The sequence below is a fragment of the Xanthobacter aminoxidans genome (assembly GCF_023571765.1).
GTDB lineage: Bacteria > Pseudomonadota > Alphaproteobacteria > Rhizobiales > Xanthobacteraceae > Xanthobacter > Xanthobacter aminoxidans.
On record NZ_JAMJXC010000007.1, the window covers coordinates 204,972 to 230,404 of the forward strand.

Below are 25,433 nucleotides of genomic sequence, written 5' to 3' on the forward strand. Positions count from 1 at the left end.
CCCTCTGCCCCAGCGGCAGGAAAAGCCCGGCAGCGCCATGCTGCACCCGCTTCCTTGCCCTTTTCCCGTCGGCCCGCCTATAAGGCCGGCTCCAGTCAACAGGATCGGTCCGGGCGGCGCCGCTTGCGCGGCGCGCGGGGCGGGTCCGCACAACGGGACGGTGGCCATGGCCGGGCATTCACAATTCAAGAACATCATGCACCGCAAGGGGCGGCAGGACGCGATGCGTTCCAAGCTGTTCTCCAAGCTGGCGCGCGAAATCACGGTCTCGGCCAAGATGGGCCTGCCGGACCCCAACATGAACGCGCGCCTGCGCGCCGCCATCCTCGCGGCCCGCGCCGAGAACATGCCCAAGGACAATATCGACCGCGCCATCAAGAAGGCGGCCGGGGCAGACACCGAGAATTACGACGAGATCCGCTATGAGGGCTACGGCCCGGGTGGCGTCGCCGTGATCGTCGAGGCGCTCACCGACAACCGCAACCGCACCGCCTCGGAAGTGCGCTCCTATTTCACCAAGTCGGGCGGCAACCTTGCCGAGACCGGCGCGGTGTCGTTCATGTTCGACCGGGTGGGGCGCATCGAGTATGCCCCCGGCAAGGCCGATGCCGACACCATGATGGAAGCGGCCATCGACGCCGGGGCGGACGACGTGACCTCCAGCGAGGACGGTCATGAAGTGATCTGCGCCGCCGAGAACCTTGCGGAAGTGCAGCGGGCGCTGGAGCAGAAGTTCGGCGAGCCGAACAAGGCGGCCCTCGTCTGGCGGCCGCAGAACACCGTCGCGGTGGACGATGAGACCGGCGAGAAGCTGATGCGCCTCGTCGAGACCCTCGAGGACAATGACGACGTGCAGACCGTCACCGCCAATTTCGAGCTGTCCGACGCCCTGCTGGCGAAGCTGAGCGCCTGATCCGGCGCCAGTTTTTAGGAAAATGAGCGCCCGGCAAGGCCGGGCCGCTCGCATTCAAGTACCCTGAGAGGCGGCACAGCCGCCTCTCCTCAGGCCTCAGGCGGCGAACGCCGTGGCCATGGACTTCAGCTCGGCAATGGCGGTGTCGATCTCGCCGCGCTGACGCTCAAGCTGGGCGATCTGCGACAGGCAGCGATCGCGCGACAGGGACAGCTCGCTCTCACCACCCTCATGGGCCGCCACCAGCGCCCGGATCTCCGCCAGGGTGAAGCCGAGGTGCTTGCCCTTCAGGATGACCGCCAGACGCTTGCGATCGGATTCGGAATAGAGCCGGGTCATGCCGTCGCGGCGGGGCGAGATGAGGCCCTTGTCCTCATAGAAGCGCAGGGCGCGCAGGGTGATCCCGAACTCACGGGAGAGGTCGCCGATGGTGAAGACCACGCCCTCGCGGTAGGCCTCAGCAGCCACATGAGCCTGCGAAGGAACGACGGATCCCAGTCCGTGGTCGAAAGTCTTCTCGAACGTGTTGGCGTCCATGCCTCAATTCCCCTTATCGCGATCCTGTCCGTGGCACGGACGGATGGCCTGTGGCGACCTGTCGTGGTTGCAGCGCCCCCCACGCACGCAGCGTGCGCTTCCCCAGGAGCGGAACCGGCTGTCTCGGGCAGGCTGGAATGAACCAGACCGGACCGGAGGTGCCGCTGCGCCACTATGCCTACCGTCGTGATGACGGACTGGGGAGGTTCTGAGGGATACCGTAGGGGAAAGTAACAGTTACAACTCAATCAAATCATATACTTATGCGGCCACACCAAATGCGGTAATGGCGAAGGTCACGCTTCGCGAGGTTGCCGCTGCGGAGGGTGCGGCAGACGTATGGGGGACGTTAGGGCGTGCTACCTGACCGAGGTGGAGCCCTGCGCAGCCTGCTCCAGGGATAGGCGCTCCTGCCACGACAAGCTGGACGACCTCGCGTGGCTGCCTTTCCCCGCGATTTCCACCGCCGCGCCGCAGCGGTGGTGATTAACCGGCGATTTACCTTGATCCGAAATTCTGTGCTGAGGACATCACCGAATCGGGGCATGGTACTTTGACACCTCAAGGTCATCCGTTCGCCCCGCGGGAGGCCGGAATGGAGCGTTTTGAGCGCACGGCCCGGACACGCAAGGGCTTCGAGGGCCATCACGGCTTCGATCCCTATGCGCAGGCCGAACAGCCGGACGTCCCCGCATGGGACGTCTTCGATCTTCCCGCTTCGGCAATCGAAGCTCTCCGGGGGGAAATCGGCATTCTGCGCGAACGTCTGGCGACGGCCGCCCCCAAGCGGGCCGTCACCGAGATGGACCGCGCGATCACGCTTCTGTCTCGCCGCGTCGACGATTTGCGCGAGGCTGGTGCGACCCGTGAGGGATCGGACCAGGCCATCCTCGACGAACTCGCCTCCATTCGTGGCAGCCTTGGCGAGGTGGGGCGCAACGAGCGCTTTGCCGAGCGCTTCAAGGTGGTCGAATCAGGCATCGATGCCCTCGGCCGCAAGATCGATCTTCTGGGCGCCCGTGCCGTGGACCCGGTGGAGGTCGCCCGCCTGCAGAGCCAGATGGGCGAAATGCGCGATCTCGTGCAGCGCCTCGTCACCGGTCCGCAGGGACAGGACGCCATGGCGAAGCTGGCCCAGCGGCTCGGCGCCTGCGCCGAGAGCGTTGCCTTGGCCGGCGAGCAGGCAGCACAGCGCCTGACCGACGCGGCCGGCGATTTCGAGCGCAATGCCGATGCCCTGCTGCGCCGCTTCGCGGATCTGGAAGCCCGCGGCCGCGCTGGCGATGCGGAGGCAACAGACCGCCTGCGCGCCTCGCTGCTCGAATCGGTCAACGGCGTTCATGCCCGGCTCGATCGCATGTCCGGGCAGATCGCCGATCAGGCGGCGAGCGTCTCGCCCGCGCTCGGCCTTGAAATCTCGCAGCGGCTCGGAGCCATCGCGGCGCGCCTTGCCGCGGCGGAGGAAAGTGGCCGGTCGGGCAGCTCCGTCGTCGATGCGATGGAGCGGCACCTGTCCGGCCTGTCGGACCAGCTGCGCCAGACTCACGACCGGCTCGGCCGCCTCGACGAGATCGAGACGGGCCTGCGGCGCCTGAGCGAGGAAGTCCGCAACGTCCGCGAGGATACCCGCTCGGTCGCCAACGAGGCCGCCGCGGCCGTGGCGGCCAAGGTGTCCGACAATCCCGACGGCGCCGCCGTGCTCGGCTTGAAGCGCGGCCTGGCCGCCCTCGAAGCCCGTCAGGACGAGATGGAGCGCCGGGCCGGCGAGCTAATGGCCGCCGAGCTGGAGCAGCAGCTGGACAGCATTTCCGTTGCCCTCGCCCAGGAGGGAGACGGCACCTACGCCCCCCGGTCCGCCGCGGGACGGGCGCCGGCCCAAGACGCGGTCCATGAAGCGCCCTATGAGGAGGCCGCCTATCAGGAGGCTGCGTACCAGGACGCGGGGTATTATCCGGAGCCGTCCTACGAGGAGGCGCCCCAACCCCACGCCACCTATCAGGAGCCGGAATTCCAGCCAGCTCCCGAGATCCGCGCCGAGGATGCCGCGCCCCAGCCGCAGCGCCGCGCCGCGGGTGACGCCACCGAGGCCGACGCCCTCGAAAGCGCGCTGCGCGCCGCCGCGACCGACGTGCCGTGGCCCCGCCCGAACCGCCGCGTCGACTGGGGCACGCCCCCCGCGCACGCAAAGGAAGCGGAGGAGGAGCGTCCGCGCCTCGAAAAGCGCGCCCGCAAGGCGGAGAAGGCCCGCGAACGCCGCCCACACGCGCCGGGCGTGTTCGCCGGCCTGTTCGCGCGGCGCCGTCACATTGCCATGGTGGCCCTGATTGCGGGGGCGACCACTGTCTTTACTGGCCTCAGCGTGGGCATGGCCGTGCGCAACGGACCGGAGATCGTCACCGGGCTGACCGAAGCCCTGCGCCGGCTCGCCGCACCTGCCATCGCCGGGGTGGCTCCGACAGAACTGCCGCCGGCCATCGGCCCGTCCGCCTTGCAGACCGCCGCCCGCGACGGCGATCCCGCCGCCGCCTTCCTCGTGGCCGGCCGCTATGCGGAAGGCCGCGGCACGGACGTCAATCTCGATGCCGCCACCAAATGGCTCGGCTATGCGGTGCAGCGCGGGTCCGCCCCGGCCGCGCTCAGGCTCGGTGCACTCTATGAGTCGGCCGGCAAGGACATGGGCGAGGCGCGGCGGTTCTACACCTGGGCCGCAGAGCAGGGGAACGTGCGCGCAATGCACGCCCTCGCCATGCTCCTGTCCGAGGGCACCCTGCCCGACCTCAACGGCAAGCCCGACTGGGCCGGCGCGCTCAAGTGGTTCCGCACTGCCGCCGATCTCGGCCATCGCGACAGCCAGTACAATCTCGGCGTCATCTATGCCCGCGGCCTCGGCGTGAGCGCCGACGCTGCGGAAGCCTGGAAGTGGCTCGATCTCGCCGCCCGGCAGGGCGACGAGGACAGCGCCCGCAAGCGCGACATCCTGAGCCGCGACGCCGATCCCGCCGTGCTGGCCAAGGCCCAGCAGGCCTCCGCCGCCTTCGTGCCCGCGACGCCGGTCGCCGCCGCCAATACGGTGACCATCAAGCCGGAATGGCAGGAACAGGCCCCCGACGTGGTGGCCAGCGCGGCCCCGGCCAAGGCCGCGACGCGGGTCGCAAGCTCCGCCGGCACCGCGCACTGAGGTATGGGATGCCGGTCTGCGGCATCCCCTTTCCCCGGTCCGCCCGCTGGCGCACCTTGGCCCCATGGACCTGAACGCGATTCGCATCCTCGGCCTCGACCCGGGCCTTCGCCGCACGGGCTGGGGCGTCATCGACGTGCTCGGCTCGCGGCTCTCCTTCGTCGCCTGCGGCACCATCCTCCCCCCCGAGGCGGGCGAGATGGCCGAGCGGCTGGCCTTCCTGCATCGCGGCCTGGTGGACGTTCTCCTGCGCTTCGCCCCGGCCGAGGCGGCGGTGGAGGAGACCTTCGTGAACATGAACCCGTCATCAACCCTGAAGCTCGGCCAGGCCCGCGGCGTCGTCATGCTCGCCCCGGCGCAGATGGGGCTGCCCGTCGCCGAATATGCGCCGCTGCTGGTGAAAAAGAGCGTCGTGGGCGCCGGGCGGGCGGAAAAAGCGCAGGTGCGCATGATGATCGGCATTCTCCTGCCGAAGGCGACGCCCGAGACCGACGACGCCTCCGATGCCCTCGCCATCGCCATTACCCATGCGCATCATCGTGGCGCGGCTGCGCGTGCGCGCGCGGCGCTGTAAACTCCCCCGCGCCCCCGGGGGATATTCGCCATGATCTATGGACAGCTCGCGCTCGTCACGGCGGCCGTCTTCACTGGCGCCGCCTTCTATATCAATGCGGTGGAGCAGCCGGCCCGGCTCATGCTGCCGGATGGCGCGGCGCTCGCCCAGTGGAAGCCGGCCTATCGGCGCGGCTTCGCCATGCAGGCGACGCTGGCTCTGGCCGGCGCCCTGCTGGGCGCCGCCGCCTTCGCCACGGACAATGATTGGCGCTGGCTCGCCGGCGCGGTGCTGATGCTCGCCAACTGGCCGTTCACGCTGGTCGGCATCATGCCCACCAACCGTGCGCTCATGGGCGCGCGGGAAGAGGAAGCCGGGCCGCACACGCGCCGGCTTATCGCTAACTGGGGGCAACTGCACATGGTCCGCACCGGCCTCGGCGCCCTCGCCACCTTCGTCTTTTTCACCGCAGCCACGGGCTGAAGGGTCGCACATGATCGGGAAGCTCAAGGGCGTGGTGGACGAACTCAACGAGGACCACGCCATCATCGACGTGCATGGCGTGGGCTATCTCGTCCATTGCTCCGGTCGCACCCTCTCCGCCCTGCCACGGACGGGCGAGGCGACGGCGCTGTTCATCGAGACCCATGTGCGGGAGGACGCGATCCGCCTGTTCGGCTTCGCCTCGGCGGCGGAGCGGGACTGGTTCCGCCTGCTGCAGGGCGTGCAGGGCATCGGCACCAAGACGGCGCTGGCGGTGCTCTCCACCCTCACCGCCTCGGAGCTGACCCAGGCCATCGCGTTGGGCGACAAGACGACGGTGGCGCGCGCCCCAGGCGTCGGCCCACGGGTGGCCACCCGTATCGTGACCGAGCTGAAGGACAAGATGCCGGGCTTCGGCGCAGGCTCGGTTTCCCTCGCCGACATCGGCGGCGCCCCGGCGGCGGCCCCGGTCGCCGGTGGCGCGGCAGCGGATGCGATGTCCGCCCTCGTCAATCTCGGCTATGGCGCACCCCAGGCCAACGCCGCTATTGCCGCCGCCTTGCGCTCGGCCGGTGAGGACGCCAAGACCGAAACGCTGATCCGCCTTGGGCTGAAGGAGCTGGCCAAGTAGGACGCTCACGGCATCCGCGAGGCGATCTTCAGTTCCTCACCATCGACCGAGAAGGTGCCGTAGCCGCGATGGTGGATGGTGCGCGGTGCCTTCTGCGCCGGGTCGCGCCACGCCTTCACCACCTCCAGCACGAACAGGTTGAAGCGGTTGACGAGGCGCGTCTCCACCACGCGGCATTCGAGGTTGGCGAAGCACTCCGCCACCAGCGGCGCCTGAACCAGCGCCGCCGGAACGGGCGTGAGCCCGACCGTGGAGAACTTGTCCACCTCTTCGCCGGAGCAATTGCCCACGGCCACCACCTTCTCCGCCAGCGCCACGGCGGGAATGGCGATGACGCATTCCTTCGTGGCGCGCAGCGCCCTGAAGCTGAAATCGGCGGAGGAGACGATGCAGGCGATGAGCGGCGGGGTGAATTCCACCATCATGTGCCAGGACATGGCCATGACGTTGGCCCGCCCCCGCGCCGCCGTCGTGAGCAGGACCACCGGCCCCGGCTCGATCAGCTTGTAGACCTCCGCGAGCGGAAGCTCCTTCATGGCACGGCCCATGGCGACCTCCTGAGGTGGAGGTGGCAGGTTTCCACATGCGGCCCGCGCCCGCATTAATCCAGATCACGCCCGGGAGGTCCGTTCCCCTTCCGTACCCGGCCGGCAGGCACTACAGTCGCGCGAGTCGCTGGTCCCGAGGCGCGCAAGGCTCTCGTCATGAACACCCGCCTCCTCTCGGGCGAAAAGCGCGGCGATGATGCCGCAGATTCCACCCTGCGCCCGCAGCTCCTCTCGGAGTTCGTCGGTCAGGCGCAGGCGCGCGCCAATCTGGAAATCTTCATCAAGGCGGCGCGGGCGCGCGGCGAGGCGCTGGACCACGTTCTGTTCGTGGGGCCGCCCGGCCTCGGCAAGACGACGCTGGCGCAGATCATGTCGCGCGAGATGGGGGTGGGCTTCCGCTCCACCTCCGGGCCTGTCATCGCCAAGGCCGGCGACCTTGCCGCCATCCTCACCAATCTCGAAGAGCGCGACGTGCTCTTCATCGACGAGATCCACCGTCTCTCCCCCGCCGTGGAGGAAATCCTCTATCCGGCCATGGAGGATTACGAGCTGGATCTCGTGATCGGCGAGGGCCCGGCCGCACGCTCGGTGAAGATCTCGCTGCCAAAATTCACGCTGGTGGGCGCCACCACCCGCTCCGGCCTCCTCACCACGCCACTGCGCGACCGCTTCGGCATCCCCGTGCGCCTCCAGTTCTACACGGTGGAGGAACTGGAGAAGATCGTGGTGCGCGGGGCGCGGGTGATGGGCATCGCCATCGCCCCGGACGGCGCCACCGAGATCGCCCGCCGCGCGCGCGGCACCCCGCGCATCGCCGGCCGGCTGTTGCGGCGGGTGCGCGATTTCGCGCTGGTGGCGGAGGCGGAACGGATCGATCGCAAGATCGCCGACCGCGCCCTCCTCGCGCTGGAGGTGGACGCCGCCGGCCTCGACGCCATGGACCGGCGCTATCTCACGGTGATCGCCGAATTCTACGGCGGCGGACCGGTGGGCGTGGACACGCTGGCCGCTGCCCTGTCCGAGCCGCGCGATGCCATCGAGGAGATCGTCGAGCCTTTCCTCGTGCAGCAGGGCTTCATCCAGCGCACGCCACGCGGGCGGATGCTGACCGGCGCCGCCTTCCGCCACCTGGGGCTTGCGGAGCCGCCCTCCGTCAAGCAGATGCCGCTGTTCGACGAGGGCGATTGAGAGGCGCGACTGACGCCCTCGACGGCAGCCCGCGCGGAATGTAAAGCACATTGACATGAGCTGGACCCGGAACGGCGAAACGCGCTCCTATCATCACGGCAACCTGCGGGAAGCCCTGATGCAGGCCGCGCTCGACCTCGTGGCCGAGAAAGGTGTCGCCGGCTTCACCTTCGCCGAGGCGGCCCGCCGGGCCGGGGTGAGCCCTGCCGCTCCCTACCGGCATTTCCGCGACCGGGACGAACTGCTCGCAGCCGTTGCCACCGCAGGGTTCGACCGACTGACCGAGACCTTGCAGGCCGCTTGGCAAGGCGGACGGCCCAAGGCCTCCGAAGCCTTCGAGCGGGTCGGCCGCGCCTACCTCGCCTTCGCCCGCAGCCGGCCGGCGGAATATGTGGCGATGTTTGAATCCGGCCTTTCTCCCGATCGTCACGAAGGTTTGAAGCAGGCGGGAGACAAGGCTTTCGGCGCACTGCGCGAGGCCGCCGAAGTTCTGGTCTCTCACATTCCCGGCCCCGGCCGCCCGCCCGCTCTGATGGTGGCGCTGCACACCTGGTCCCTTGCCCACGGCGTTGCCTCGTTGTTTGGCCGCGCCGATGGCGGACGGCGCAAGCTGCCCATGGACCCGGACGACCTTCTTGAGGCCGGATTCCTCGTCTATCTGAAGGGCCTCGGCGCCCCCTCCGAGTGAGGCGTCGGCAGGCGCCCATTGACAAGGAGCGTCCTGCGACCTATCTATGTAAATGTTATTTACATTAACCGGGAACGACAGCCATGGAGCTCGCTTACAAGCTCGACAGCTACGGTAAACCGGCGTGGATCGCGCTCACGGTACTGGGCTTCATGGCCTGGTGGCCGCTGGGCCTCGCCATCCTCGCCTTCGCCATTGGCAGCGGACGGTTCGGATGCGGCAAGCGCAGCTTCGCCCGCTGGCAGGAACAGGGAGGAGAGACGATGAAGGGCTTCGGATGCTGGACTCGTTCGGCTCCCTCCAGCGGCAATCGCGCCTTCGACGAATATCGCCAGGACACCCTGCGCCGCCTCGAGGAGGAGCAGAAGGAGTTCCGCGACTTCCTTGATCGCCTGCGTCAGGCCAAGGACAAGGCCGAGTTCGACCAGTTCATGGCCGAGCGCCGCCGCCGCGCCGACGAGCCGCAGCCGGACGCCTCCGGCAACGGCTGACCGCCCGACCGGCAGGACTGTCGGTCAAGAACGTCGGTACGGTCGCCAACGCCCCCCAGGTTCCGTACCGGCCGAACCGCGCCCTTTGTTCACAAGGGGCGCGGTCTCGTTTATGGGAAGGCGCCATGATCGAGCGTCCGACTCCCTCCCCGTCCGACAAGAACCTCCACCTCGCCGGCCACCTCATTCCCGGCGGCCATGCGCTGGACGTGCGCGTCTATTACGAGGACACGGATTTCTCCGGCATCGTCTATCACGCCAACTATCTGCGCTTCATGGAGCGCGGCCGTTCCGACTACATGCGGCTTCTGGGCGTGGTGCAGGGCGAGCTCTTCGCGCAGGCCGCGGAGGAAGCGCCCGGCTTCCATTTCGTCGTCCGCGCCATGCAGATCGACTTCCTGAAGCCCGCGCGCATCGACGACGTGCTCCAGATCGTCACCCTCTCCAAGGATGTGGCCGGTGCCTCCATCACCCTGCTTCAGCAGGTGAAGCGCGGCGACGAGTTGCTGGTGTCCGCCACCGTGCGGGTGGCCTTCGTCTCCGAGGGTCGCGCCAAGCGCATCCCTGATTCCTTGCGGCAGGCGACCCTCGCGGATGCGCGTGAGGCGGAGGCGCTCGGCGAAATCCGCCGCTGACGCTTGGGAAGGCACGACTTTCGTTACCGTCACGGCGCTGCGCTAACGCAGCATTAAGCGTGTTCATGCACAGCTTCATCCGGCTGCGGCGCTTTCGCACCGCAGCGCAGACCGGCACGCCCGTCAAAGTTTGGACAGTTTCGCCCGGTCAAAGGGCCGCCAAACTTTGAATGCGACGTCCGGCGCTCGAAACCCGCGCGGCCTCAAGCCGGGGCGGGAGCCGGATGCTCCGGGCGGGCACGCCCCCTCCCGAGCGCAGAAGCGGTCCCTCCTCAAGGAGCGCACCGCGGAGCCGAGGATGATTGATGTGACGAGCCGCACCGGCACCGTTTCCCGCCTGACGCCGGCGATCGCCACGGCGGCGGGCCTCCTCCTTATTGGCACCCTGCCCGCGCTCGCCCAGGATCCGATCGGCAGCGCCGTTGCGCCGCCCGCCGCGGACTTTTCCTTCCTCGGCCTGTTCCTGCAGGCCCACATCGTCGTCAAGCTGGTGATGATCGGCCTGATCGTGTCCTCGATCTGGGTCTGGGCCATCATCATCAACAAATGGATGCTGTTCTCCCGCAACAAGCGCGAGATGGACCGCTTCGAGCAGGTGTTCTGGTCCGGTCAGAGCCTCGAAGACCTCTACCGCACCCTCGCGGGCCGCTCCAACCACGGCATGGCCGCCATCTTCGTTGCCGCCATGCGCGAGTGGAAGCGCACCTATGAGGGGGGCGCGCGCTCCCTGGCCGGCCTCAACCAGCGGATCGACAAGGTGATGAACGTCACCATCGCCCGCGAGGTGGAGCGGCTGGAGACGGGGCTGCTGGTGCTGGCGACCGTGGGCTCGGCCGGCCCCTTCGTCGGCCTGTTCGGCACGGTCTGGGGCATCATGACCTCGTTCCAGTCCATCGCCGCATCCAAGAACACATCGCTCGCCGTGGTAGCGCCGGGCATTGCGGAGGCGCTGTTCGCGACCGCGATGGGCCTCATTGCCGCCATCCCCGCGACGATTTTCTACAACAAGTTCATTTCCCAGACCGGGCGTCAGGCCCAGCGGCTGGAGGGTTTCGCGGACGAGTTCTCCGCCATCCTCTCGCGCCAGATCGACGAGCGGGGCTGAACCATGGGCATGTCGGGCGGAGGGGCGGCAGGATGGCAGAGCCGGCGCTCGCGCCGGCGCGCCGCCCCGGTCATGGCCGAAATCAACGTGACGCCCATGGTGGACGTCATGCTGGTGCTGCTCATCATCTTCATGGTGGCGGCGCCGCTGCTGACGGTGGGCGTGCCCATCGACCTGCCGCAGACGCAGGCGAGCGCGGTGAACCAGGACAACAAGGAGCCGATCACCCTCTCGGTGCGGCCCAACGGCCAGATCTATCTCGGCGACAGCGAGATCAAGTACGAGGATCTGGTCTCGAAGTTGCAGGCGGTGACGCAGGCGCGCGGCGGTTTCGAGGAGCGTATCTTCGTCCGCGGCGACAAGAACGCCAATTACGGGCAGATCATGCGGGTCATGGGCCGCCTCTCCGGGGCGGGCTTCAAGAAGGTGGCGCTGGTCACCGAGGTCGAGCAGGGAGGCTGAGCCATCAATCCCATGCGCAGCAGCCTCGCGGCATCGACGGCGCTCCATGTGGGCGTTCTCGTCCTGACCCTGGTGAGTTTCTCCGGGGCGAAGCCGCTTGACCCGACGTTGCAGGACATCCCCGTCGACGTCATTACCTCGTCCGAGTACACCAAGCTCACCCGGGGGGCGCTGACGGGCAAGAAGACCGAAAAGCCGAAGCAGGTGGCCGAGAAGGTCGCCGACCCCACCCCCATCGAGGATCCCAAGCTCAAGGCCAGCGAGAAGCCGCCGGTGGAGGCGACCACCCCTCCCCCGCCGCCGCCTCCCCCGCCGCCGCAGAAGGCCGAGCAGCCGACCCAGCAGAAGGCCGAGCCTGCGCCGCCGCCCAAGGAAACGGCGGAAGTCGCGCTGAAGAACGAGCCGAAGAAGCAGGAGCAGCCGCAGGAACAGGCCAAGGCCGAGGCCGCCCCGCCCCTGCCGCCGCGCAAGCCGGCGCCGCCGCGTGAGCAGCCCAAGCCCATAGAGGCCAATGCGCCCTCGCGCGAGTTCAACACCGACCAGATCAAGGAACTGATCGACAAGCGCACCCCCACCCGGCAGGTGGCGAGCGCGGGCGAGATTTCGAACACCTCCTCCATCGGCGCGCCGAGCGGTCAGGCGGCGACCCTGAGCGTGAACGAGATCGACGCCTTCAAGCGCCGCCTGAAGACCTGCTGGGGCACCATGCCGGGCAACCTCACCGCGCCGCCGCCCGTCGACGTGGACATCTTCTTCAACAAGGACGGCACCCTTTCGGCGCAGCCGCGGATCGTTCCCGGACAGGCGAACGCCGGCAACCCGGCCTTCCAGGCGGTGGCGAGCATCGGCATCCGGGCCATCATCCAGTGCCAGCCCTACACGATGTTCCAACCCGAGAAATACGCCTCTTCGTGGAAGACGCTCGGCATCACCCTCAGCGACAAGCTCTTCACCCAATAGCAGGCCGGCGCCCCCGGCGGCACGCGCCGCCGGCCCCTCGGGCGCGGCGTGACCCGAAAGAACGAGGACGAAAATGACGCGGTCCGGACGCCCGGAAGCCTTCCAGCGCCCACACGATGATGGTCACGCCGGCTCCCCGGCGGGCGGGCCCGCGCAGGGCCTTGGCCGTCGCGCCTTCCTGATGACGGGCATGGCCGCCGGCGCCGCGGGGATCCTCCATGGCGGCCTCGGCGCGGCCCAAGCCCAGGCCGCGCGCATCGAGATCACCCCCGGCGCCTTCAAGCCGATCCCCATCGCCATCACCGACCTCCTGGGCGAGCCGGAACTCGGGCGCAACATCTCCGGGGTCATCACCTCGGACCTGCGCCGCTGCGGCCTGTTCGCGCCCATCGATCCGAAGGCGTTCGTCGAGCAGATCACAAATCCCGACACCCCGCGCTTCCAGGACTGGCGCGTCATCAACGCCCAGGCGCTGCTCACCGGCCGCGTGACGCGGCAGGCGGACGGGCGGGTGCAGGTGGTGTTCCGCCTGTGGGACGTGTTCGCCGGCCAGCAGCTCGCCGCCCAGCAGTTCGTGGCGCAGCCGGAGAACTGGCGGCGCATCGCCCACATCGTCGCCGACGCCATCTATGAGAAGATGACCGGCGAGAAGGGCTATTTCGACACCCGCATCGTCTTCGTGGACGAGAGCGGGCCGAAGGAGCGCCGCATCAAGCGCCTCGCCATCATGGACCAGGACGGCGCCAACGTGAGCTATCTCACCCGCGGCGACAGCCTGGTGCTGACCCCGCGCTTCTCGCCCACCAGCCAGGAAATCACCTACATGTCCTACGGGCAGGGTGATCCCAAGGTGTTCCTGCTCAACATCGAGACCGGCCAGCGGGAGATCGTCGGCAATTTCCCCGGCATGAGCTTCGCGCCCCGTTTCGCGCCGGACGGCCAGAAGGTCATCATGAGCCTCCAGCAGGGCGGCAACTCGAACATCTTCGTCATGGACCTGCGCTCGCGCGCCACCACCCGCCTCACCGACACGGCGGCCATTGATACCGCCCCCTGCTATTCGCCCGACGGGCGGCAGATCTGCTTCGAGAGCGACCGTGGCGGTACCTCGCAGATCTATGTGATGAATGCGGACGGCTCCGGCGCCAAGCGCATCTCCTTCGGCAATGCCCGCTACTCGACGCCGGTGTGGTCGCCCAAGGGCGACTGGATCGCCTACACCCGGCAGGCCGAAGGGCGCTTCGCCATCGGCGTCATGCGCACCGATGGCTCGGGAGAGCGTGTGCTGACAGAGGGTTATCACAACGAGGGGCCGACCTTCTGCCCCAATGGCCGCGTGCTCATGTTCTTCCGCGATCCGGGCGGCGCCTCCGGCCCCTCCCTCTATACCGTGGACGTGACGGGCTACAACGAGCAGCGCCTGCCGACCCCGAGCTACGGCTCGGACCCGGCCTGGTCTCCGCTGCGGTCCTGAGCTTAGCTGGCTACCTCCCATTTCTGTTGGGGCGCGGCTGAACGCGCCTTGACGGGGGCAGCCAAGGCAGGCAAACGCAGGTTCAATCGCTTTCCCTGCCCGCTGCCCCGGCGCCGGGCGCGCCGGCTTTCGGCCTCACGTCAGGTACTTCATGATCCGCTCGCCCCTCATCACCGTCATGGTCCAGGCTGTCCGCAAGGCTGGGCGCACGCTCGCCCGCGATTTCGGCGAGGTGGAGCAGCTTCAGGTCTCCATGAAGGGCCCCGGAGACTTCGTCTCCGCCGCCGACCGCAAGGCCGAGGACACCCTCTTCGCCGAGCTGTCCCGCGCCCGGCCGAACTACGGCTTCCTCATGGAGGAGCGCGGCGCGGTGGAAGGCACCGACCCCGCCAACACCTGGGTGGTGGACCCCCTCGACGGCACCACCAACTTCCTGCACGGCATCCCGATCTTCTCCATCTCGCTGGCGCTGGTGCGCAACGGCGTGCCGGTGGCGGGCGTCGTCTACAATCCGGTGAGCGACGAGCTCTATGTGGCCGAGAGCGGCCAGGGCGCCTATCTCAACGAGCGGCGCATCCGTGTCGCCGCACGGCGCAAGCTCGCCGAATGCGTGGTGTGCTGCGGCGTGCCCCACATGGGCCGCGGCGACCATGCCCAGTTCAACCGCGAGCTTGAACTCGTCCAGCCGCAGGTCTCGGGCATCCGCCGCACCGGCTCCGCCGCCATCGACCTCGCCTGGACCGCCGCCGGACGCTTCGACGCCTTCTGGGAGCGCAACCTCTCGCCCTGGGACATGGCGGCCGGCATCGTCCTCGTGCGCGAGGCGGGAGGCTATGTCTCCGACATGGACGACGGCGAGAAGATGCTGGAGCGCGGCCACATCATGGCCGGCAACGAACTGATCCGCCGCGACCTGCAGAAGCTGCTGAAGAAGGCCTGAGGCGGGCGGGCCTTCAGTCGCCAATAGGGCTGGCTCACCCGCTGTCATCGCCCGCCTTGTGCGGGCGATCCACGGTTGGGCTGGGTGCGGTGTCCATCCTGTCAGAACAGGACCTGCGGATGCGTGGATCCCCCGGACGAGCCGGGGGATGACGGCGGCACCTTACCGCCGCGCGAACAGCTTCTCCACGTCCTTCAATGAGAGCGTGACGAAGGTCGGCCGGCCGTGGTTGCACTCGCCGGCGTTGGGCGTCTGCTCCATCTCCCGCAGCAGGGCGTTCATCTCCTCCACCCTGAGCCGTCGTCCGGCCCGCACAGAGCCGTGGCAGGCCATGGTGGCGGCGACGTGCAGCAGGCGCCGCTCCAGCGGCAGCGCATCGTCCCATTCGGCCGCATGCTCGGCGAGGTCGGTGACGAGGCGGGTCACGTCCGCGTCCTTCAGCAGGGCCGGCACCTCGCGCACCAGCACCGCGCCGGGTCCGAAGGGCTCCAGAACAAGCCCCAGAGCGGCGAGGTCGGACGCCCGCTCGGTGAGTCGATCCGCATCCGCCGGATCGAGATCCACCACGGCCGGGATCAGCAGCCCCTGCCGCGCCACCCCGTCCCGCTCCATGGCCGCCTTGAGCTTCTCGTAGACCAGCCGCTCATGGGCCGCGTGCTGGTCGATGAGGACCAGCCCCTCGCGGGTCTGGGCGACGATATAGGTCTCGTGCAGCTGCGCGCGGGCCGCCCCCAGAGGCCGGTCGAGATCGACGGCAGAGACGGGCGCTGCGTCGGCGCGGGCATCGGCCGAGGGCTCGGCGATCTCGAGACGCACCTGCTCCTCGCCCGACCGGAAGGGCTCGGGGCGCGTAGGCGACTGCCGCCAGTCGTAATCGAGCCGTGGCGCCGGGCGGAAGCCGGCGAAGGCGCCCCCGCGCTCGGGCTCCCCAAGGCCCGAAGAGGTGCGGGACGGAAGGCTGGGCGTCTGCGCCAGTGCCACGAGGCGATCCGCCATGCTGGCGGCAGTGGACGGGATGCGGGCGGCCAAGGCATCGGAAAGCGTGCGCACGATGAGCGCCCGCACATTGCCCCCGTCGCGGAAGCGCACCTCGGTCTTGGCGGGATGGACGTTCACGTCCACGTCGCGGGGATCGAGGGTGAAGAACAGCGCCAGCACGGGATAGCGATCGGACGGCAGAAGGTCCGCATAGGCTGCGCGCACCGCCCCCATCAGCAGCTTGTCGCGCACCGGGCGGCCGTTCACGAACAGGTACTGGCTCAGCGAATTGGCCTTGGAGAAGGTCGGCAGGCCGGCAAGGCCATCGAGCCGAACGCCTTCCCGGATGCCGGAGACGGCGATGACGTTACGCCCCGCATCGGCGCCCAGCACATCCGCGAGCCGCTGCGCCCGGCCGGCCTCATCGTCCGCTCGCGCGGGAAACGTGACCGGCGCGCGCTCGTCGGTGGCGAGGGTGAAGGCCACGTCCGGGCGGGCGAGCGCCAGACGGCGCACCACGTCCGCCGCGGCCGTGCCCTCCGCCCGATCGGACTTCAGGAACTTGAGGCGCGCGGGCGTCGCGTAGAAGAGATCGCGCACCTCCACCCGCGTTCCGCGCCCGAGCGCCGCCGGCCGGGGCGGCGTCACCACGCCGCCATCCACACGCACCTCGAAGGCATGGGCGGCCTCCGGCGGACGGCTGGCGATGGCAAGGTGCGCCACCGCGCCGATGGAGGGCAGCGCCTCGCCGCGAAAGCCGAGGGTGGCGATGGCGAGCAGGTCCTCGCCGGACAACTTGGACGTGGCGTGGCGCTCCACGCACAAGGCAAGATCGTCCGGCCCCATGCCCGAGCCGTCGTCGCTCACGCGCACGAGGCGCCGGCCGCCGCCCTGAATCACCACCTCGATGGAGCGCGCGCCGGCGTCCAGCGCGTTCTCCACCAGCTCCTTCACCACGGCAGCCGGCCGCTCCACCACCTCGCCGGCGGCGATGCGGTCGATGAGCACGGGCGGTAGGCGGCGGATGGACATGGCACTCATCGCGATTCGGATGGGGCGATCTTATCGGCTCCCGCCAGCCGCACGAAATCGCCGCAAACCCGCCCAAGGCCGCGCTTCTACGAGGCCGGGATGACGACCAAGCTTGCTTTGACGCCGGCAAGGACTAATTGTGTAGATTGAATTCCGAGATTGAGGACGGCTCCGCGCGTCGTCCGTGAAGGCAGCGTCATGAACTATGTTGAGGCGGCAAACGCGCCGCTGCGCAAGACCGGCCATATCAAGCTCTACGGGCCGGAAGGCTTCGAGGGCATGCGGCGGGCCGGCGCGCTGACCGCCAAGGCGCTCGACGCCGTGGCGGAAATGATCGGGCCGGGGGTGACCACCACCGCCATCGACCAGCTCATCTTTGACTTCGCCATGGACCATGGCGCCTACCCCGCCACGCTGATGTACCGCGGCTACCGCTACTCGGTCTGTACTTCGGTGAACCACGTGGTGTGCCACGGCATGCCAAACGCCCGCCCTCTGCGCGATGGCGACATCGTGAACGTAGATGTCACCCTGGTGCTCGACGGCTGGTATGGCGATTCGAGCCGCATGTTTCCGGTGGGCGCCATTCCGCGCCGGGCGGAGCGGCTGCTGGACGTGACCTATGAGTCGATGATGCGGGGCATCCGCGCCATTCGTCCGGGCGCGCATGTGGGCGACATCGGCGCCGCCATCCAGGAGTTCGTGGAGCCGCAGCACATGAGCGTGGTGCGCGATTTCTGCGGCCACGGCGTCGGGCAAGTGTTCCACGACGAGCCGAACATCGTGCATGTGGGCCGGCGCGGCGAGGGGCCGAAGCTGGTGCCGGGCATGATCTTCACCGTGGAGCCGATGATCAACCTCGGCCGCCCGCACGTGAAGGTGCTCTCCGATGGCTGGACGGCGGTGACGCGGGACCGCTCGCTCTCCGCGCAGTTCGAGCATGCCGTTGGCGTGACGGAAACCGGCGTGGAGATCTTCACCCTGAGCCCCAAGGGCTATCACAAGCCGCCTTACATCACCGCCTGAGGGAGCCGGATGGCCGAAGCGCCGGAAGACGGCCTGAACGAGGCGCCCCACTTCCACGGGCATCGCGACCGGCTTCGCGCGCGCTTCCGCTCGGCCGGGTCGCAGGCGCTGGCCGACTACGAGCTGCTGGAGCTGGTGCTGTTCCGCGCCGTGCCGCGGCGGGATGTGAAGCCGCTCGCCAAGGCCCTCGTAGACCGCTTCGGCTCCTTCGCCGAGGTGGTGGCTGCGCCGGTGCAGTTGCTGGCCGAGGTGCCCGGCGTGAAGGACGCCATCATCACCGAGCTGAAGGTGGTCGAGGCGGCCGCCCAGCGCCTCGCCAAGGGGCAGGTGAAGCGGCGGCCGGCGCTGTCGTCTTGGAGCGCGGTGATCGACTATTGCCGCACCGCCATGGCCTATGCCGACCGCGAGCAGGTGCGGGTGCTGTTCCTCGACAAGCGCAACCAGCTGATCGCCGACGAGGTGCTGCAGACGGGTACCGTGGACCACGCGCCGGTCTATCCCCGCGAGGTGGTGAAACGGGCGCTGGAGGTGTCCGCCTCCGCGCTCATCCTCTGCCACAATCACCCCTCGGGCGACCCAACCCCCTCGCGCGCCGACATCGACATGACCCGCCGCATCATCGATGTGGCGAAGCCGCTGGGCATCGAGGTCCACGACCACATCATCGTCGGCAAGGACGGCCACGCGAGCCTGAAGGGCCTTCGGCTGATCTGAAGGCTTCCGGGACAAGCGCCCGGATCAGTGGCCCTCGAAGGCCACCAGCGTACGGACCGCCACGCCCATCCCCCGCAGCTTCTCGGAGCCCCCGAGGTCCGGCAGGTCGACGATGAAGCAGGCCGCCTCCACCACGGCGCCGCAGGTCTGAAGGAGCTTCACCGCGCCAGTGGCGGTGCCGCCTGTGGCGATCAAGTCATCCACCAGAAGCACCCTTTGGCCGGGGGTGATGGCGTCCACATGCATCTCGATCTCGTCCTCGCCATATTCGAGGGCGTAGGCCATGCGCACCGTCTGGTGGGGCAGCTTGCCCTTCTTGCGGATGGGCACGAAGCCGGCGGAAAGCTGATGCGCCACCGCGCCGCCGAGGATGAAGCCCCGCGCCTCGATGCCGGCCACCTTGTCGATCTTCGCGCCGGCCCAGGGCTGCACCAGCTCATCCACCGCCCGGCGGAAGGCGCGGGCGTCGCCGAGCAGGGTGGTGATGTCGCGAAACAGGATGCCGGGCTTGGGGTAATTCTCGATGGTACGGATGGAGGCGGCGAAATCGGCAGGGGTCATGACAGGCTCCGGTTTAGCGGAGAAGCTAAGGCGGCGGCAGCGCGGGGGAAAGCAGCACAGCGGCCAAAAGCGCCGATGCCGCGCAGTCGTGATCGGCGGGGCGCCCACATGAAAAAGGGCCCCTGACGGGGCCCTTGATCGTTCTGCGGACTTACGGTCAGCGCACCTGATCAGTGCGCCACGTTCGACCAGACCTTCTTCTTGGTGAAGTAGAGAAGGCCGCTGAGCACGATCAGGAAGATCATGACCTGAAACCCGATGCGCTTGCGCTGGTCGAGGTGCGGCTCTGCCACCCACATCATGAAGGCCGCCACATCCTGGGAATACTGGTCGACGGTCTGGGGCGAGCCGTCCGTGTATTCCACCTGGCCGTCGCTGAGGGGCTTCGGCATGGCGATCTGGTGACCGGGGAAATACTCGTTGTAGTTCAGACCCGGCTGCACATGGACACCGGCGGGGGCATCCTCATAGCCCGTGAGCAGAGCGTGGATGTAGTCCACGCCGTGCTCCTGGTACTGGATGAAGGCGTCGGTGATGAAGCCGGGGAAGCCGACGTGGTAGGAGCGGGCCTTGGCCAGCACCGAGAAGTCCGGCGGCAGGGCGCCGCCGTTGGCGGCGCGGGCGGCGTTGTCGTTCGGGAACGGCGCCGGCCAGTGATCGGACAGACGACCCGGACGCTGGAACATGTCGCCGGCGTCGTTGGGGCCGTCGGTGATCTGGTACTCGCCCGCGACCTGCTTGGCCTGCGCTTCAGTGAAGTGCGGGCCGCCCTCCTGGGCGAGGTTGCGGAAGTACAGGTAGTTGGCCGAGTGGCAGGCGGCGCAGACTTCCTTGAACACCTTGAAGCCGCGCTGCAGCTGCGCCGGATCATACATGCCGAAGGGACCCGCGAAGGACCACGACATGCGATGCGGACGCGGCTGGGCGTGCGCATCCTCGGCACGGGCGCCGGAGGCGCCCGCTGTCAGGAGCAGTGCCGCCGCGACGGCACCGAAGAGAGAGCTACGAATGGTCATTGCTGTTCTCTCCGCGCCGATCACTTGGTCTCGGGACCGGCCGCCCCGGCGACCACCACCGCTCCGCCCTTCGACTTCGCGAGCACGGCATCCGCGATGGAGGCCGGCACGGGCTTGGGGCGCTCGAACAGGCCGAGCAGTGGCAGGATGACGAGGAAGTGGATGAAATAGTAGGCCGTCAGGATGCGCGAGACGATGAGCGCGCCGCCCTCGGCGGGCTGGGAGCCCATGTAGCCGAGGAGAACCGCCACCACCGCGAACACCCAGAAGAACTGGCGGAACAGCGGACGATACTTCGCCGAGCGCACCTTGGAGGTGTCGAGCCAGGGCAGGAAGGCCAGCACCGCGATCGCCGCGAACATGGCGAGCACGCCGCCGAGCTTGTCCGGGATGGAGCGCAGGATCGCGTAGAAGGGCAGGAAGTACCATTCGGGCACGATATGCGCCGGCGTGGAGAGCGGGTTGGCCGGGATGTAGTTGTCCGAGTGGCCGAGATAGTTCGGGATGTAGAAGATGAACCAGGAGAAGAAGATCAGGAACACCACCATCGCGAACGTGTCCTTGATCGTCGCGTAGGGGGTGAAGGGCACCGTATCCTTCGCCACGCTCTTGATGTCCACGCCGTCCGGGTTGTTCTGGCCCACGTGGTGGAGCGCCCAGATGTGGAGGCCGACCACGCCGGCGATCATGAAGGGCAGCAGGTAGTGCAGCGAGAAGAAGCGGTTCAGCGTGGGATCACCCACCGAATAGCCGCCCCACAGCCACTGCACGATGGTGTTGCCGACCCACGGAATGGCCGAGAACAGGTTCGTGATGACGGTGGCGCCCCAGAACGACATCTGGCCCCAGGGGAGCACATAGCCCATGAAGGCGGTGGCCATCATGAGGAGGTAGATGATGACGCCGAGGATCCACAACACCTCGCGGGGGGCCTTGTAGGACCCGTAGTACATGCCGCGGAAGATGTGGATGTACACCGCGATGAAGAACATCGAGGCGCCGTTGGCGTGGATGTAGCGGATCAGCCAGCCGTAGTTCACGTCGCGCATGATGTGCTCGACGCGGGCGAACGAGACCGGGGCATAGGCCACGTAGTGCATGGCCAGCACCACGCCGGAGACGATCTGGCAGACGAGCATGAAGCTCAGGATCGCGCCGAAGGTCCACATGTAATTGAGATTCTTCGGCACCGGGTAAGCGATGGCCGAGGAATGGATCAGCCCGACGATCGGCAAGCGGCTCTCGAACCACTGCGCGACCTTCCCCTTGGGCTGGTAGGTGGAATGTCCTTCCATGAGTCCAACCTTTTTGAAAGCGGCGACGATGCGCGCGTCAGCCGATCACGATCTTGGTGTCGGTGGTGAAGGCGTAGGGCGGCAATTCGAGATTGAGCGGCGCCGGTCCCTGCCGGATGCGGCCGGAGGTGTCGTACACCGAGCCGTGGCAGGGGCAGAACCAGCCGTTGTACTGGCCCTGGTGGCCGAGCGGCACGCAGCCGAGGTGGGTGCAGATGCCGATCACCACCAGCCACTGGTCCTTGCCGGCCTTCACACGCGCCGAATCGGGCTGCGGGTCTTTCAGGTCAGACAGGGGGGTGTCCACCGCCGACTTGATCTCCGCCGGCGTGCGGTGGGAAATGAAGATCGGCTTGCCGCGCCACTGCACAGTGACGATCTGGCCTTCAGCGATGGGGGAGAGGTCCACCTCGGTGGTGGACAGCGCGAGCACGGACGCATCGGGCTGGAGCTGGGAAATGAAGGGCCACGCCATGGCGGCGGCACCGACGGCGCCCACGGCACCGGTTGCGATGTAGAGGAAGTCCCGACGCGTCGTCGTGTCCGACGTCTCCGTATGTGCCACGGCGCAGTCCCCGATAGTGTTGTCGTCCCGACGCACGTCCCGCAACCGCCGGCCGCGCGCAATGCTGCGGCCGCACGGACCTGCGAGCCGCCAATTTCAAGCGCCTCTAATTGCACCCTAGCCCCATCTTGTCCAGATCATGGCGATGCGGCACGCGGTCCTGCACTGCGACAGATCCATGTCGTTGCGCAAGGTCACGTGGGGAACGACGCCGGGCAGCCCGCCGGCCGGTCGCGCTCGGGGGTCGGCCGGCGGATATAAAGCGGCCCCAGCACCCGACTTATGGCTAAGATCAAGCATTGCGCGACGTTCGGCCGACCGGTAGCTTGGCAGTGCTTTCCGTTTGCGCACTCTGCCTCGTCCCGCCCGCGTCGGCCCCACCCGCCCGGACCGCGAAGGCGAGTGTGCCCTGCGCACCGCACAACCATATGATCCGGGGGAGAAACTCATGACGAAACGTATTCTGGCTTGCCTCGCGGCAGTGGCCGGCATCGGCGCGGCGGGGGCCGCCCATGCCCAGACGGTCCCGGTGACGATCGTCAACAACACCGGCATTACCGGCAAGATGTACATCACGGTCTATGGCCAGGACCCGGCCAACCCGACCTCCTATCTGGTCAGCGACGCGACCGGAAAGACCAAGCCGCTGAACACCCAGAACAACACGCCGACCGACTATGGCTTCAATACTGCGTCGACCAGCACATATACGTTCAACGTTCCGCGCCTGAATTCCGGGCGGATCTATATTTCCTTCTGCCAGCCCTCCTATCTCACGATCACTCCGACGGGCAACGGCAGCGGCCCTCTGGCGCCCAATTCGCCAGCGCCCTGGAACACGTCGAGCAAGAACCACACCTCGGTGATCGACTTCGCCGAATACACCTGGGGGCCTGACAACAATTTCAACGTCAACACGACGCAGGTGGACTCGCTGGGCATCCCCATGAAGATGGTCCTGCAGAACGCGTCGCAGACGGTGACGGCCGGCTTCACGGATGCCAACTCGTCGCAAACGGTCGTCAAGACGCTCGTCGCCACGCCGCCATGGAGCACGCTTCTCATCACGGACAGCAAGGGGCGCCCGACCCAGGTGCTCAGCCCCAACCATGGCATGGAAGCAGGGTACAAATTCCCCACCAATTACTGGGACAGCTACGTCAACCTGGTCCTCGCCACCTATTCCAAGGCCGGGAAGAGCTTCACCCTGAACAACCAGATCGGGAGCGTCACGACCCCGTACACTGGAACGACCTCCGCCACCCAGATCACGCTGACGCCCACGGGGGGCGCCAACAAGACGGTCTTCAACAAGCCGACGTCCAAGGATCTCTGGCAGAATGGTCCCACATTCGCCAGCGGCGATGCGGGGCCGGTTCCGAGCCTGCAGCGGTGGATGCAGGCGGCGTTCCTCCGCTCGACCTTCATCAACAGCACCAACAGCATCTCGAACTGCTCTGTGAAGCCGTACCAGGGGCTGCCGCAGAACCTCTATTCCCAGACCATCCACGCCGCATCGCTCAACGGAAAGGCCTATACCTTCCCTTATGACGATGTGTGCGAGCAGAGCAGCTACAACTCGGTCCCCGCGCCGACCAAGCTGACGCTCACCCTGTTCCCGCTCAATTCGACGTGGAACAAGATGACCTGCAGCAACTGACCTGACGCCCCGCTCCGGCGGCGTCCCCGCCGGAGCCTTTCCTTGACCCTGCGCATCGCCCTCTATTGCCCGGACATCGCGCAGAATGCCGGTGCCATCCTGCGCACCGGCGCCTGCCTCGGGGCAGAGGTGCACATCATCGAGCCCGCAGGCTTCCCGGTGGGCGACGCCGGCTTCCGCCGTGCGGGGATGGACTATATCGACCAGGTGGTCTGGCGGCGGCACGCCTCCTTCACCGCCTTCGATGCGGAGCGGCGCGCCGAGGGCCGGCGCTTCGTCCTCCTCACCACCACCGGCGCCGAGCCGCTGTTCGGCTTTTCCTTCCAGCCCGACGACGTGATCCTGTTCGGCCGTGAGTCCGCCGGCGTGCCGCCCGAGGTTCATGCCGCGGCGGATGCGCGCGTGCGCATTCCCATGCGGCCGGGCGTGCGCTCGCTCAATGTCGCTGTCAGCGCCGGCATCGTCCTCGCCGAAGCGCTCAGGCAGACCGGTGGCGTGCCCGGCTGAGCTTTCTTCCGCCGCGGGGAGGCGATAGAAGCGCCGCCAGCCAGAAGAACATCGGAGGCGGAACGCCCATGGAAAACCCCGTGCCCCCCGTTTCCGCCCCCGCCGAGGCCGGCGACGCGCTGCTCGATGCCCGCCGTGCCGAGGCCCGCGCCTGGTTCGAGGACTTGCAGGGCCGCATCATCGCCGCCTTCGAGGCGCTGGAGGACGCCGCCGATCCCGCGCTCTACGGCCCCTCCCCTGCCCGCTTCGTCCGTACCCCCTGGGTGCGCACCGATCACACCGGCGCGCCGGGCGGCGGCGGCACCATGGCCCTCATGCGCGGCCGGCTTTTCGAGAAGGTGGGCGTGCATACCTCCACCGTATTCGGGGAGTTCGCCCCCGAGTTCCGCGCCCAGATCCCCGGCGCGGCGGAGGACCCGCGCTTCTGGGCCTCGGGCATTTCGCTCATCGCCCACATGGCGAACCCGCACGTGCCGGCCGTGCACATGAACACGCGCTTCGTCGTCACCACCAAGGCGTGGTTCGGCGGCGGGGCGGACCTGACCCCGGTGCTCGCCCGCCGGCGTACGCAGGAGGATGCAGACACCATCGCCTTCCACAAGGCCTTGGAAGCGGCCTGTACCGCCCACAAGGTGGCGGACTATGCCCGCTACAAGGCGTGGTGTGACGACTATTTCTTCCTCAAGCATCGCAACGAGATGCGGGGCATCGGCGGCATCTTCTACGATTATCTCGATTCCGCCGCCGCCGGCACCGGCCGCTGGGAGGACGATCTTGCCTTCACCCGCGACGTGGGTCTCGCCTTCCTCGACGTCTATCCCCGCCTCGTGCGCGCCAACATGGCGACACCGTGGACTGAGGAGGACCGGGAGGAGCAGCTCATCCGCCGCGGGCGCTACGTGGAATTCAACCTGCTGTACGACCGGGGCACCATCTTCGGCCTGCGGACGGGCGGCAATGTGGATTCGATCCTCTCCTCCATGCCCCCGGTGGTGAAGTGGCCGTGATCCGCCCGTCATGAATGCGCATTAAGGCTGCTGCTGCGCCGGCCCCTTCGCGGCTGGCCCGGAGACACACAGCCATGGCGTTCGCCCCCGGAGACATCGTCCAGCTCAAGTCCGGCAGCCCCGCCCTTACCGTCGTCACCGCCTCCGAGACGGAGATTTCGGTGGTGTGGTTCGCCGAGGACGTGAGCGAGTTCCGCAAGGACACCCTTCCCGCCATCGCGGTGGAGAAGCTCGAGATCGCCGATTTCGAGGAAGAGGACGAGGAAGAAGACGACGAGGACTGAGC

27 protein-coding genes are annotated in these 25,433 nt (G+C 68.0%); 20 read left to right on the plus strand and 7 right to left on the minus strand.

Annotation, left to right across the window (positions count from 1 at the left end; translation table 11 throughout):
- Nucleotides 1-166: 166 nt before the first annotated feature.
- Nucleotides 167-913 carry a YebC/PmpR family DNA-binding transcriptional regulator gene (locus EJ105_RS13395; RefSeq protein WP_250166718.1) on the plus strand — a complete coding sequence of 249 codons (747 nt, stop codon included), beginning with the start codon at nucleotides 167-169 and terminating at the stop codon, nucleotides 911-913.
- A gap of 96 nt (nucleotides 914-1,009) precedes the next feature.
- Here EJ105_RS13395 and EJ105_RS13400 read toward each other — a convergent pair whose 3' ends face one another.
- Nucleotides 1,010-1,450 carry a MerR family transcriptional regulator gene (locus tag EJ105_RS13400; RefSeq protein ID WP_024279738.1) on the minus strand — a complete coding sequence of 147 codons (441 nt, stop codon included), beginning with the start codon at nucleotides 1,448-1,450 and terminating at the stop codon, nucleotides 1,010-1,012.
- A gap of 595 nt (nucleotides 1,451-2,045) precedes the next feature.
- On the opposite strand from EJ105_RS13400, the gene EJ105_RS13405 reads away from it, so the two are divergent.
- The 4 genes from EJ105_RS13405 to ruvA all read left to right on the plus strand — a co-directional run bounded on the left by EJ105_RS13405 (nucleotide 2,046) and on the right by ruvA (nucleotide 6,295).
- Nucleotides 2,046-4,628: a hypothetical protein gene (locus EJ105_RS13405; RefSeq protein WP_250166719.1), complete on the plus strand. Its 2,583-nt coding sequence runs from the start codon at nucleotides 2,046-2,048 to the stop codon at nucleotides 4,626-4,628.
- Between the two features lie 64 nt (nucleotides 4,629-4,692).
- Nucleotides 4,693-5,202 carry a crossover junction endodeoxyribonuclease RuvC gene (ruvC, locus tag EJ105_RS13410; protein ID WP_024279740.1) on the plus strand — a complete coding sequence of 170 codons (510 nt, stop codon included), beginning with the start codon at nucleotides 4,693-4,695 and terminating at the stop codon, nucleotides 5,200-5,202.
- 30 nt (nucleotides 5,203-5,232) lie between these two features.
- Nucleotides 5,233-5,664: an anthrone oxygenase family protein gene (locus EJ105_RS13415; RefSeq protein WP_081762672.1), complete on the plus strand. Its 432-nt coding sequence runs from the start codon at nucleotides 5,233-5,235 to the stop codon at nucleotides 5,662-5,664.
- Nucleotides 5,665-5,674: 10 nt separating this feature from the next.
- A complete protein-coding gene (ruvA, locus tag EJ105_RS13420; RefSeq protein WP_029557874.1) occupies nucleotides 5,675-6,295 on the plus strand; it encodes a Holliday junction branch migration protein RuvA in 621 nt (206 codons plus the stop codon).
- A 5-nt stretch (nucleotides 6,296-6,300) separates the two neighbouring features.
- On the opposite strand, the gene EJ105_RS13425 is transcribed toward ruvA, so the two are convergent.
- Nucleotides 6,301-6,831 (minus strand): flavin reductase family protein, encoded by a 531-nt coding sequence (locus EJ105_RS13425; RefSeq protein ID WP_029557873.1) that lies wholly within the window; start codon nucleotides 6,829-6,831, stop codon nucleotides 6,301-6,303.
- Nucleotides 6,832-6,999: 168 nt separating this feature from the next.
- Here EJ105_RS13425 and ruvB point away from each other — a divergent pair, with 168 nt between their 5' ends.
- From ruvB to EJ105_RS13470, 9 genes are all read left to right on the plus strand, one after another.
- Complete coding sequence (gene ruvB, locus EJ105_RS13430) at nucleotides 7,000-8,031, plus strand: Holliday junction branch migration DNA helicase RuvB (RefSeq protein WP_029557872.1); 1,032 nt, start codon at nucleotides 7,000-7,002, stop codon at nucleotides 8,029-8,031.
- 55 nt (nucleotides 8,032-8,086) lie between these two features.
- Nucleotides 8,087-8,719, plus strand: coding sequence for a TetR/AcrR family transcriptional regulator (locus EJ105_RS13435; RefSeq protein WP_024279745.1), 633 nt, complete (start codon nucleotides 8,087-8,089; stop codon nucleotides 8,717-8,719).
- 83 nt (nucleotides 8,720-8,802) lie between these two features.
- Entirely contained in the window at nucleotides 8,803-9,210 is a 408-nt protein-coding gene (locus EJ105_RS13440; RefSeq protein ID WP_024279746.1) for a DUF2852 domain-containing protein, read from the plus strand.
- Nucleotides 9,211-9,335: 125 nt separating this feature from the next.
- A complete protein-coding gene (gene ybgC, locus EJ105_RS13445; RefSeq protein WP_250166720.1) occupies nucleotides 9,336-9,845 on the plus strand; it encodes a tol-pal system-associated acyl-CoA thioesterase in 510 nt (169 codons plus the stop codon).
- A gap of 298 nt (nucleotides 9,846-10,143) precedes the next feature.
- On the plus strand, nucleotides 10,144-10,950 hold the full coding sequence (gene tolQ / locus EJ105_RS13450; RefSeq protein WP_284145434.1) for a protein TolQ: 807 nt from the start codon (nucleotides 10,144-10,146) through the stop codon (nucleotides 10,948-10,950).
- A 3-nt stretch (nucleotides 10,951-10,953) separates the two neighbouring features.
- Nucleotides 10,954-11,412 (plus strand): protein TolR, encoded by a 459-nt coding sequence (tolR, locus tag EJ105_RS13455; protein WP_029557868.1) that lies wholly within the window; start codon nucleotides 10,954-10,956, stop codon nucleotides 11,410-11,412.
- A gap of 12 nt (nucleotides 11,413-11,424) precedes the next feature.
- A complete protein-coding gene (locus EJ105_RS13460; RefSeq protein WP_250166721.1) occupies nucleotides 11,425-12,372 on the plus strand; it encodes a cell envelope biogenesis protein TolA in 948 nt (315 codons plus the stop codon).
- Nucleotides 12,373-12,553: 181 nt separating this feature from the next.
- Entirely contained in the window at nucleotides 12,554-13,846 is a 1,293-nt protein-coding gene (gene tolB, locus EJ105_RS13465; RefSeq protein WP_029557867.1) for a Tol-Pal system beta propeller repeat protein TolB, read from the plus strand.
- 151 nt (nucleotides 13,847-13,997) lie between these two features.
- Complete coding sequence (locus EJ105_RS13470) at nucleotides 13,998-14,786, plus strand: inositol monophosphatase family protein (protein ID WP_024279752.1); 789 nt, start codon at nucleotides 13,998-14,000, stop codon at nucleotides 14,784-14,786.
- A 162-nt stretch (nucleotides 14,787-14,948) separates the two neighbouring features.
- Here EJ105_RS13470 and mutL read toward each other — a convergent pair whose 3' ends face one another.
- Nucleotides 14,949-16,796, minus strand: a complete 1,848-nt coding sequence (gene mutL / locus EJ105_RS13475; RefSeq protein WP_029557865.1) for a DNA mismatch repair endonuclease MutL — start codon at nucleotides 16,794-16,796, stop codon at nucleotides 14,949-14,951.
- Nucleotides 16,797-16,994: 198 nt separating this feature from the next.
- Here mutL and map point away from each other — a divergent pair, with 198 nt between their 5' ends.
- Nucleotides 16,995-17,822 (plus strand): type I methionyl aminopeptidase, encoded by an 828-nt coding sequence (map, locus tag EJ105_RS13480; protein ID WP_024279754.1) that lies wholly within the window; start codon nucleotides 16,995-16,997, stop codon nucleotides 17,820-17,822.
- A 9-nt stretch (nucleotides 17,823-17,831) separates the two neighbouring features.
- Nucleotides 17,832-18,536, plus strand: coding sequence for a RadC family protein (gene radC, locus EJ105_RS13485; protein WP_024279755.1), 705 nt, complete (start codon nucleotides 17,832-17,834; stop codon nucleotides 18,534-18,536).
- 24 nt (nucleotides 18,537-18,560) lie between these two features.
- On the opposite strand, the gene EJ105_RS13490 is transcribed toward radC, so the two are convergent.
- The 4 genes from EJ105_RS13490 to petA form a co-directional block, all read right to left on the minus strand.
- A complete protein-coding gene (locus EJ105_RS13490) occupies nucleotides 18,561-19,097 on the minus strand; it encodes an adenine phosphoribosyltransferase (RefSeq protein WP_024279756.1) in 537 nt (178 codons plus the stop codon).
- A 170-nt stretch (nucleotides 19,098-19,267) separates the two neighbouring features.
- On the minus strand, nucleotides 19,268-20,113 hold the full coding sequence (locus EJ105_RS13495) for a cytochrome c1 (RefSeq protein WP_029557864.1): 846 nt from the start codon (nucleotides 20,111-20,113) through the stop codon (nucleotides 19,268-19,270).
- A 20-nt stretch (nucleotides 20,114-20,133) separates the two neighbouring features.
- Complete coding sequence (locus EJ105_RS13500) at nucleotides 20,134-21,408, minus strand: cytochrome b (RefSeq protein ID WP_250166722.1); 1,275 nt, start codon at nucleotides 21,406-21,408, stop codon at nucleotides 20,134-20,136.
- Nucleotides 21,409-21,445: 37 nt separating this feature from the next.
- The gene (gene petA, locus EJ105_RS13505; RefSeq protein WP_024279759.1) at nucleotides 21,446-21,973 is read right to left on the minus strand and encodes a ubiquinol-cytochrome c reductase iron-sulfur subunit; all 528 of its coding nucleotides are present in this window, start codon (nucleotides 21,971-21,973) and stop codon (nucleotides 21,446-21,448) included.
- Between the two features lie 448 nt (nucleotides 21,974-22,421).
- Here petA and EJ105_RS13510 point away from each other — a divergent pair, with 448 nt between their 5' ends.
- The 4 genes from EJ105_RS13510 to EJ105_RS13525 all read left to right on the plus strand — a co-directional run bounded on the left by EJ105_RS13510 (nucleotide 22,422) and on the right by EJ105_RS13525 (nucleotide 25,431).
- Complete coding sequence (locus EJ105_RS13510; RefSeq protein ID WP_250166723.1) at nucleotides 22,422-23,633, plus strand: beta-1,3-glucanase family protein; 1,212 nt, start codon at nucleotides 22,422-22,424, stop codon at nucleotides 23,631-23,633.
- Nucleotides 23,634-23,675: 42 nt separating this feature from the next.
- A complete protein-coding gene (locus EJ105_RS13515) occupies nucleotides 23,676-24,140 on the plus strand; it encodes a tRNA (cytidine(34)-2'-O)-methyltransferase (RefSeq protein WP_250166724.1) in 465 nt (154 codons plus the stop codon).
- A gap of 80 nt (nucleotides 24,141-24,220) precedes the next feature.
- On the plus strand, nucleotides 24,221-25,147 hold the full coding sequence (hemF, locus tag EJ105_RS13520; RefSeq protein ID WP_250166725.1) for an oxygen-dependent coproporphyrinogen oxidase: 927 nt from the start codon (nucleotides 24,221-24,223) through the stop codon (nucleotides 25,145-25,147).
- 74 nt (nucleotides 25,148-25,221) lie between these two features.
- The gene (locus EJ105_RS13525; protein ID WP_024279764.1) at nucleotides 25,222-25,431 is read left to right on the plus strand and encodes a DUF2158 domain-containing protein; all 210 of its coding nucleotides are present in this window, start codon (nucleotides 25,222-25,224) and stop codon (nucleotides 25,429-25,431) included.
- The last annotated feature ends 2 nt before the right edge of the window (nucleotides 25,432-25,433 follow it).

What these genes read in the sequence shown, in the direction of transcription:
- mutL (WP_029557865.1), bottom strand. Translation starts at nt 16,796, where the DNA reads ATGTCCATCCGCCGCCTACCGCCCGTGCTCATCGACCGCATCGCCGCC.
- EJ105_RS13495 (WP_029557864.1), bottom strand. Translation starts at nt 20,113, where the DNA reads ATGACCATTCGTAGCTCTCTCTTCGGTGCCGTCGCGGCGGCACTGCTC.
- EJ105_RS13425 (WP_029557873.1), bottom strand. Translation starts at nt 6,831, where the DNA reads ATGAAGGAGCTTCCGCTCGCGGAGGTCTACAAGCTGATCGAGCCGGGG.
- map (WP_024279754.1), top strand. Translation starts at nt 16,995, where the DNA reads ATGAACTATGTTGAGGCGGCAAACGCGCCGCTGCGCAAGACCGGCCAT.
- EJ105_RS13510 (WP_250166723.1), top strand. Translation starts at nt 22,422, where the DNA reads ATGACGAAACGTATTCTGGCTTGCCTCGCGGCAGTGGCCGGCATCGGC.
- ruvC (WP_024279740.1), top strand. Translation starts at nt 4,693, where the DNA reads ATGGACCTGAACGCGATTCGCATCCTCGGCCTCGACCCGGGCCTTCGC.
- tolR (WP_029557868.1), top strand. Translation starts at nt 10,954, where the DNA reads ATGGGCATGTCGGGCGGAGGGGCGGCAGGATGGCAGAGCCGGCGCTCG.
- ybgC (WP_250166720.1), top strand. Translation starts at nt 9,336, where the DNA reads ATGATCGAGCGTCCGACTCCCTCCCCGTCCGACAAGAACCTCCACCTC.
- radC (WP_024279755.1), top strand. Translation starts at nt 17,832, where the DNA reads ATGGCCGAAGCGCCGGAAGACGGCCTGAACGAGGCGCCCCACTTCCAC.
- EJ105_RS13525 (WP_024279764.1), top strand. Translation starts at nt 25,222, where the DNA reads ATGGCGTTCGCCCCCGGAGACATCGTCCAGCTCAAGTCCGGCAGCCCC.
- ruvB (WP_029557872.1), top strand. Translation starts at nt 7,000, where the DNA reads ATGAACACCCGCCTCCTCTCGGGCGAAAAGCGCGGCGATGATGCCGCA.
- tolQ (WP_284145434.1), top strand. Translation starts at nt 10,144, where the DNA reads ATGATTGATGTGACGAGCCGCACCGGCACCGTTTCCCGCCTGACGCCG.
- EJ105_RS13490 (WP_024279756.1), bottom strand. Translation starts at nt 19,097, where the DNA reads ATGACCCCTGCCGATTTCGCCGCCTCCATCCGTACCATCGAGAATTAC.
- ruvA (WP_029557874.1), top strand. Translation starts at nt 5,675, where the DNA reads ATGATCGGGAAGCTCAAGGGCGTGGTGGACGAACTCAACGAGGACCAC.
- EJ105_RS13500 (WP_250166722.1), bottom strand. Translation starts at nt 21,408, where the DNA reads ATGGAAGGACATTCCACCTACCAGCCCAAGGGGAAGGTCGCGCAGTGG.
- EJ105_RS13400 (WP_024279738.1), bottom strand. Translation starts at nt 1,450, where the DNA reads ATGGACGCCAACACGTTCGAGAAGACTTTCGACCACGGACTGGGATCC.
- EJ105_RS13460 (WP_250166721.1), top strand. Translation starts at nt 11,425, where the DNA reads ATGCGCAGCAGCCTCGCGGCATCGACGGCGCTCCATGTGGGCGTTCTC.
- EJ105_RS13435 (WP_024279745.1), top strand. Translation starts at nt 8,087, where the DNA reads ATGAGCTGGACCCGGAACGGCGAAACGCGCTCCTATCATCACGGCAAC.
- tolB (WP_029557867.1), top strand. Translation starts at nt 12,554, where the DNA reads ATGACGGGCATGGCCGCCGGCGCCGCGGGGATCCTCCATGGCGGCCTC.
- EJ105_RS13405 (WP_250166719.1), top strand. Translation starts at nt 2,046, where the DNA reads ATGGAGCGTTTTGAGCGCACGGCCCGGACACGCAAGGGCTTCGAGGGC.
- EJ105_RS13440 (WP_024279746.1), top strand. Translation starts at nt 8,803, where the DNA reads ATGGAGCTCGCTTACAAGCTCGACAGCTACGGTAAACCGGCGTGGATC.
- EJ105_RS13470 (WP_024279752.1), top strand. Translation starts at nt 13,998, where the DNA reads ATGATCCGCTCGCCCCTCATCACCGTCATGGTCCAGGCTGTCCGCAAG.
- EJ105_RS13415 (WP_081762672.1), top strand. Translation starts at nt 5,233, where the DNA reads ATGATCTATGGACAGCTCGCGCTCGTCACGGCGGCCGTCTTCACTGGC.
- EJ105_RS13395 (WP_250166718.1), top strand. Translation starts at nt 167, where the DNA reads ATGGCCGGGCATTCACAATTCAAGAACATCATGCACCGCAAGGGGCGG.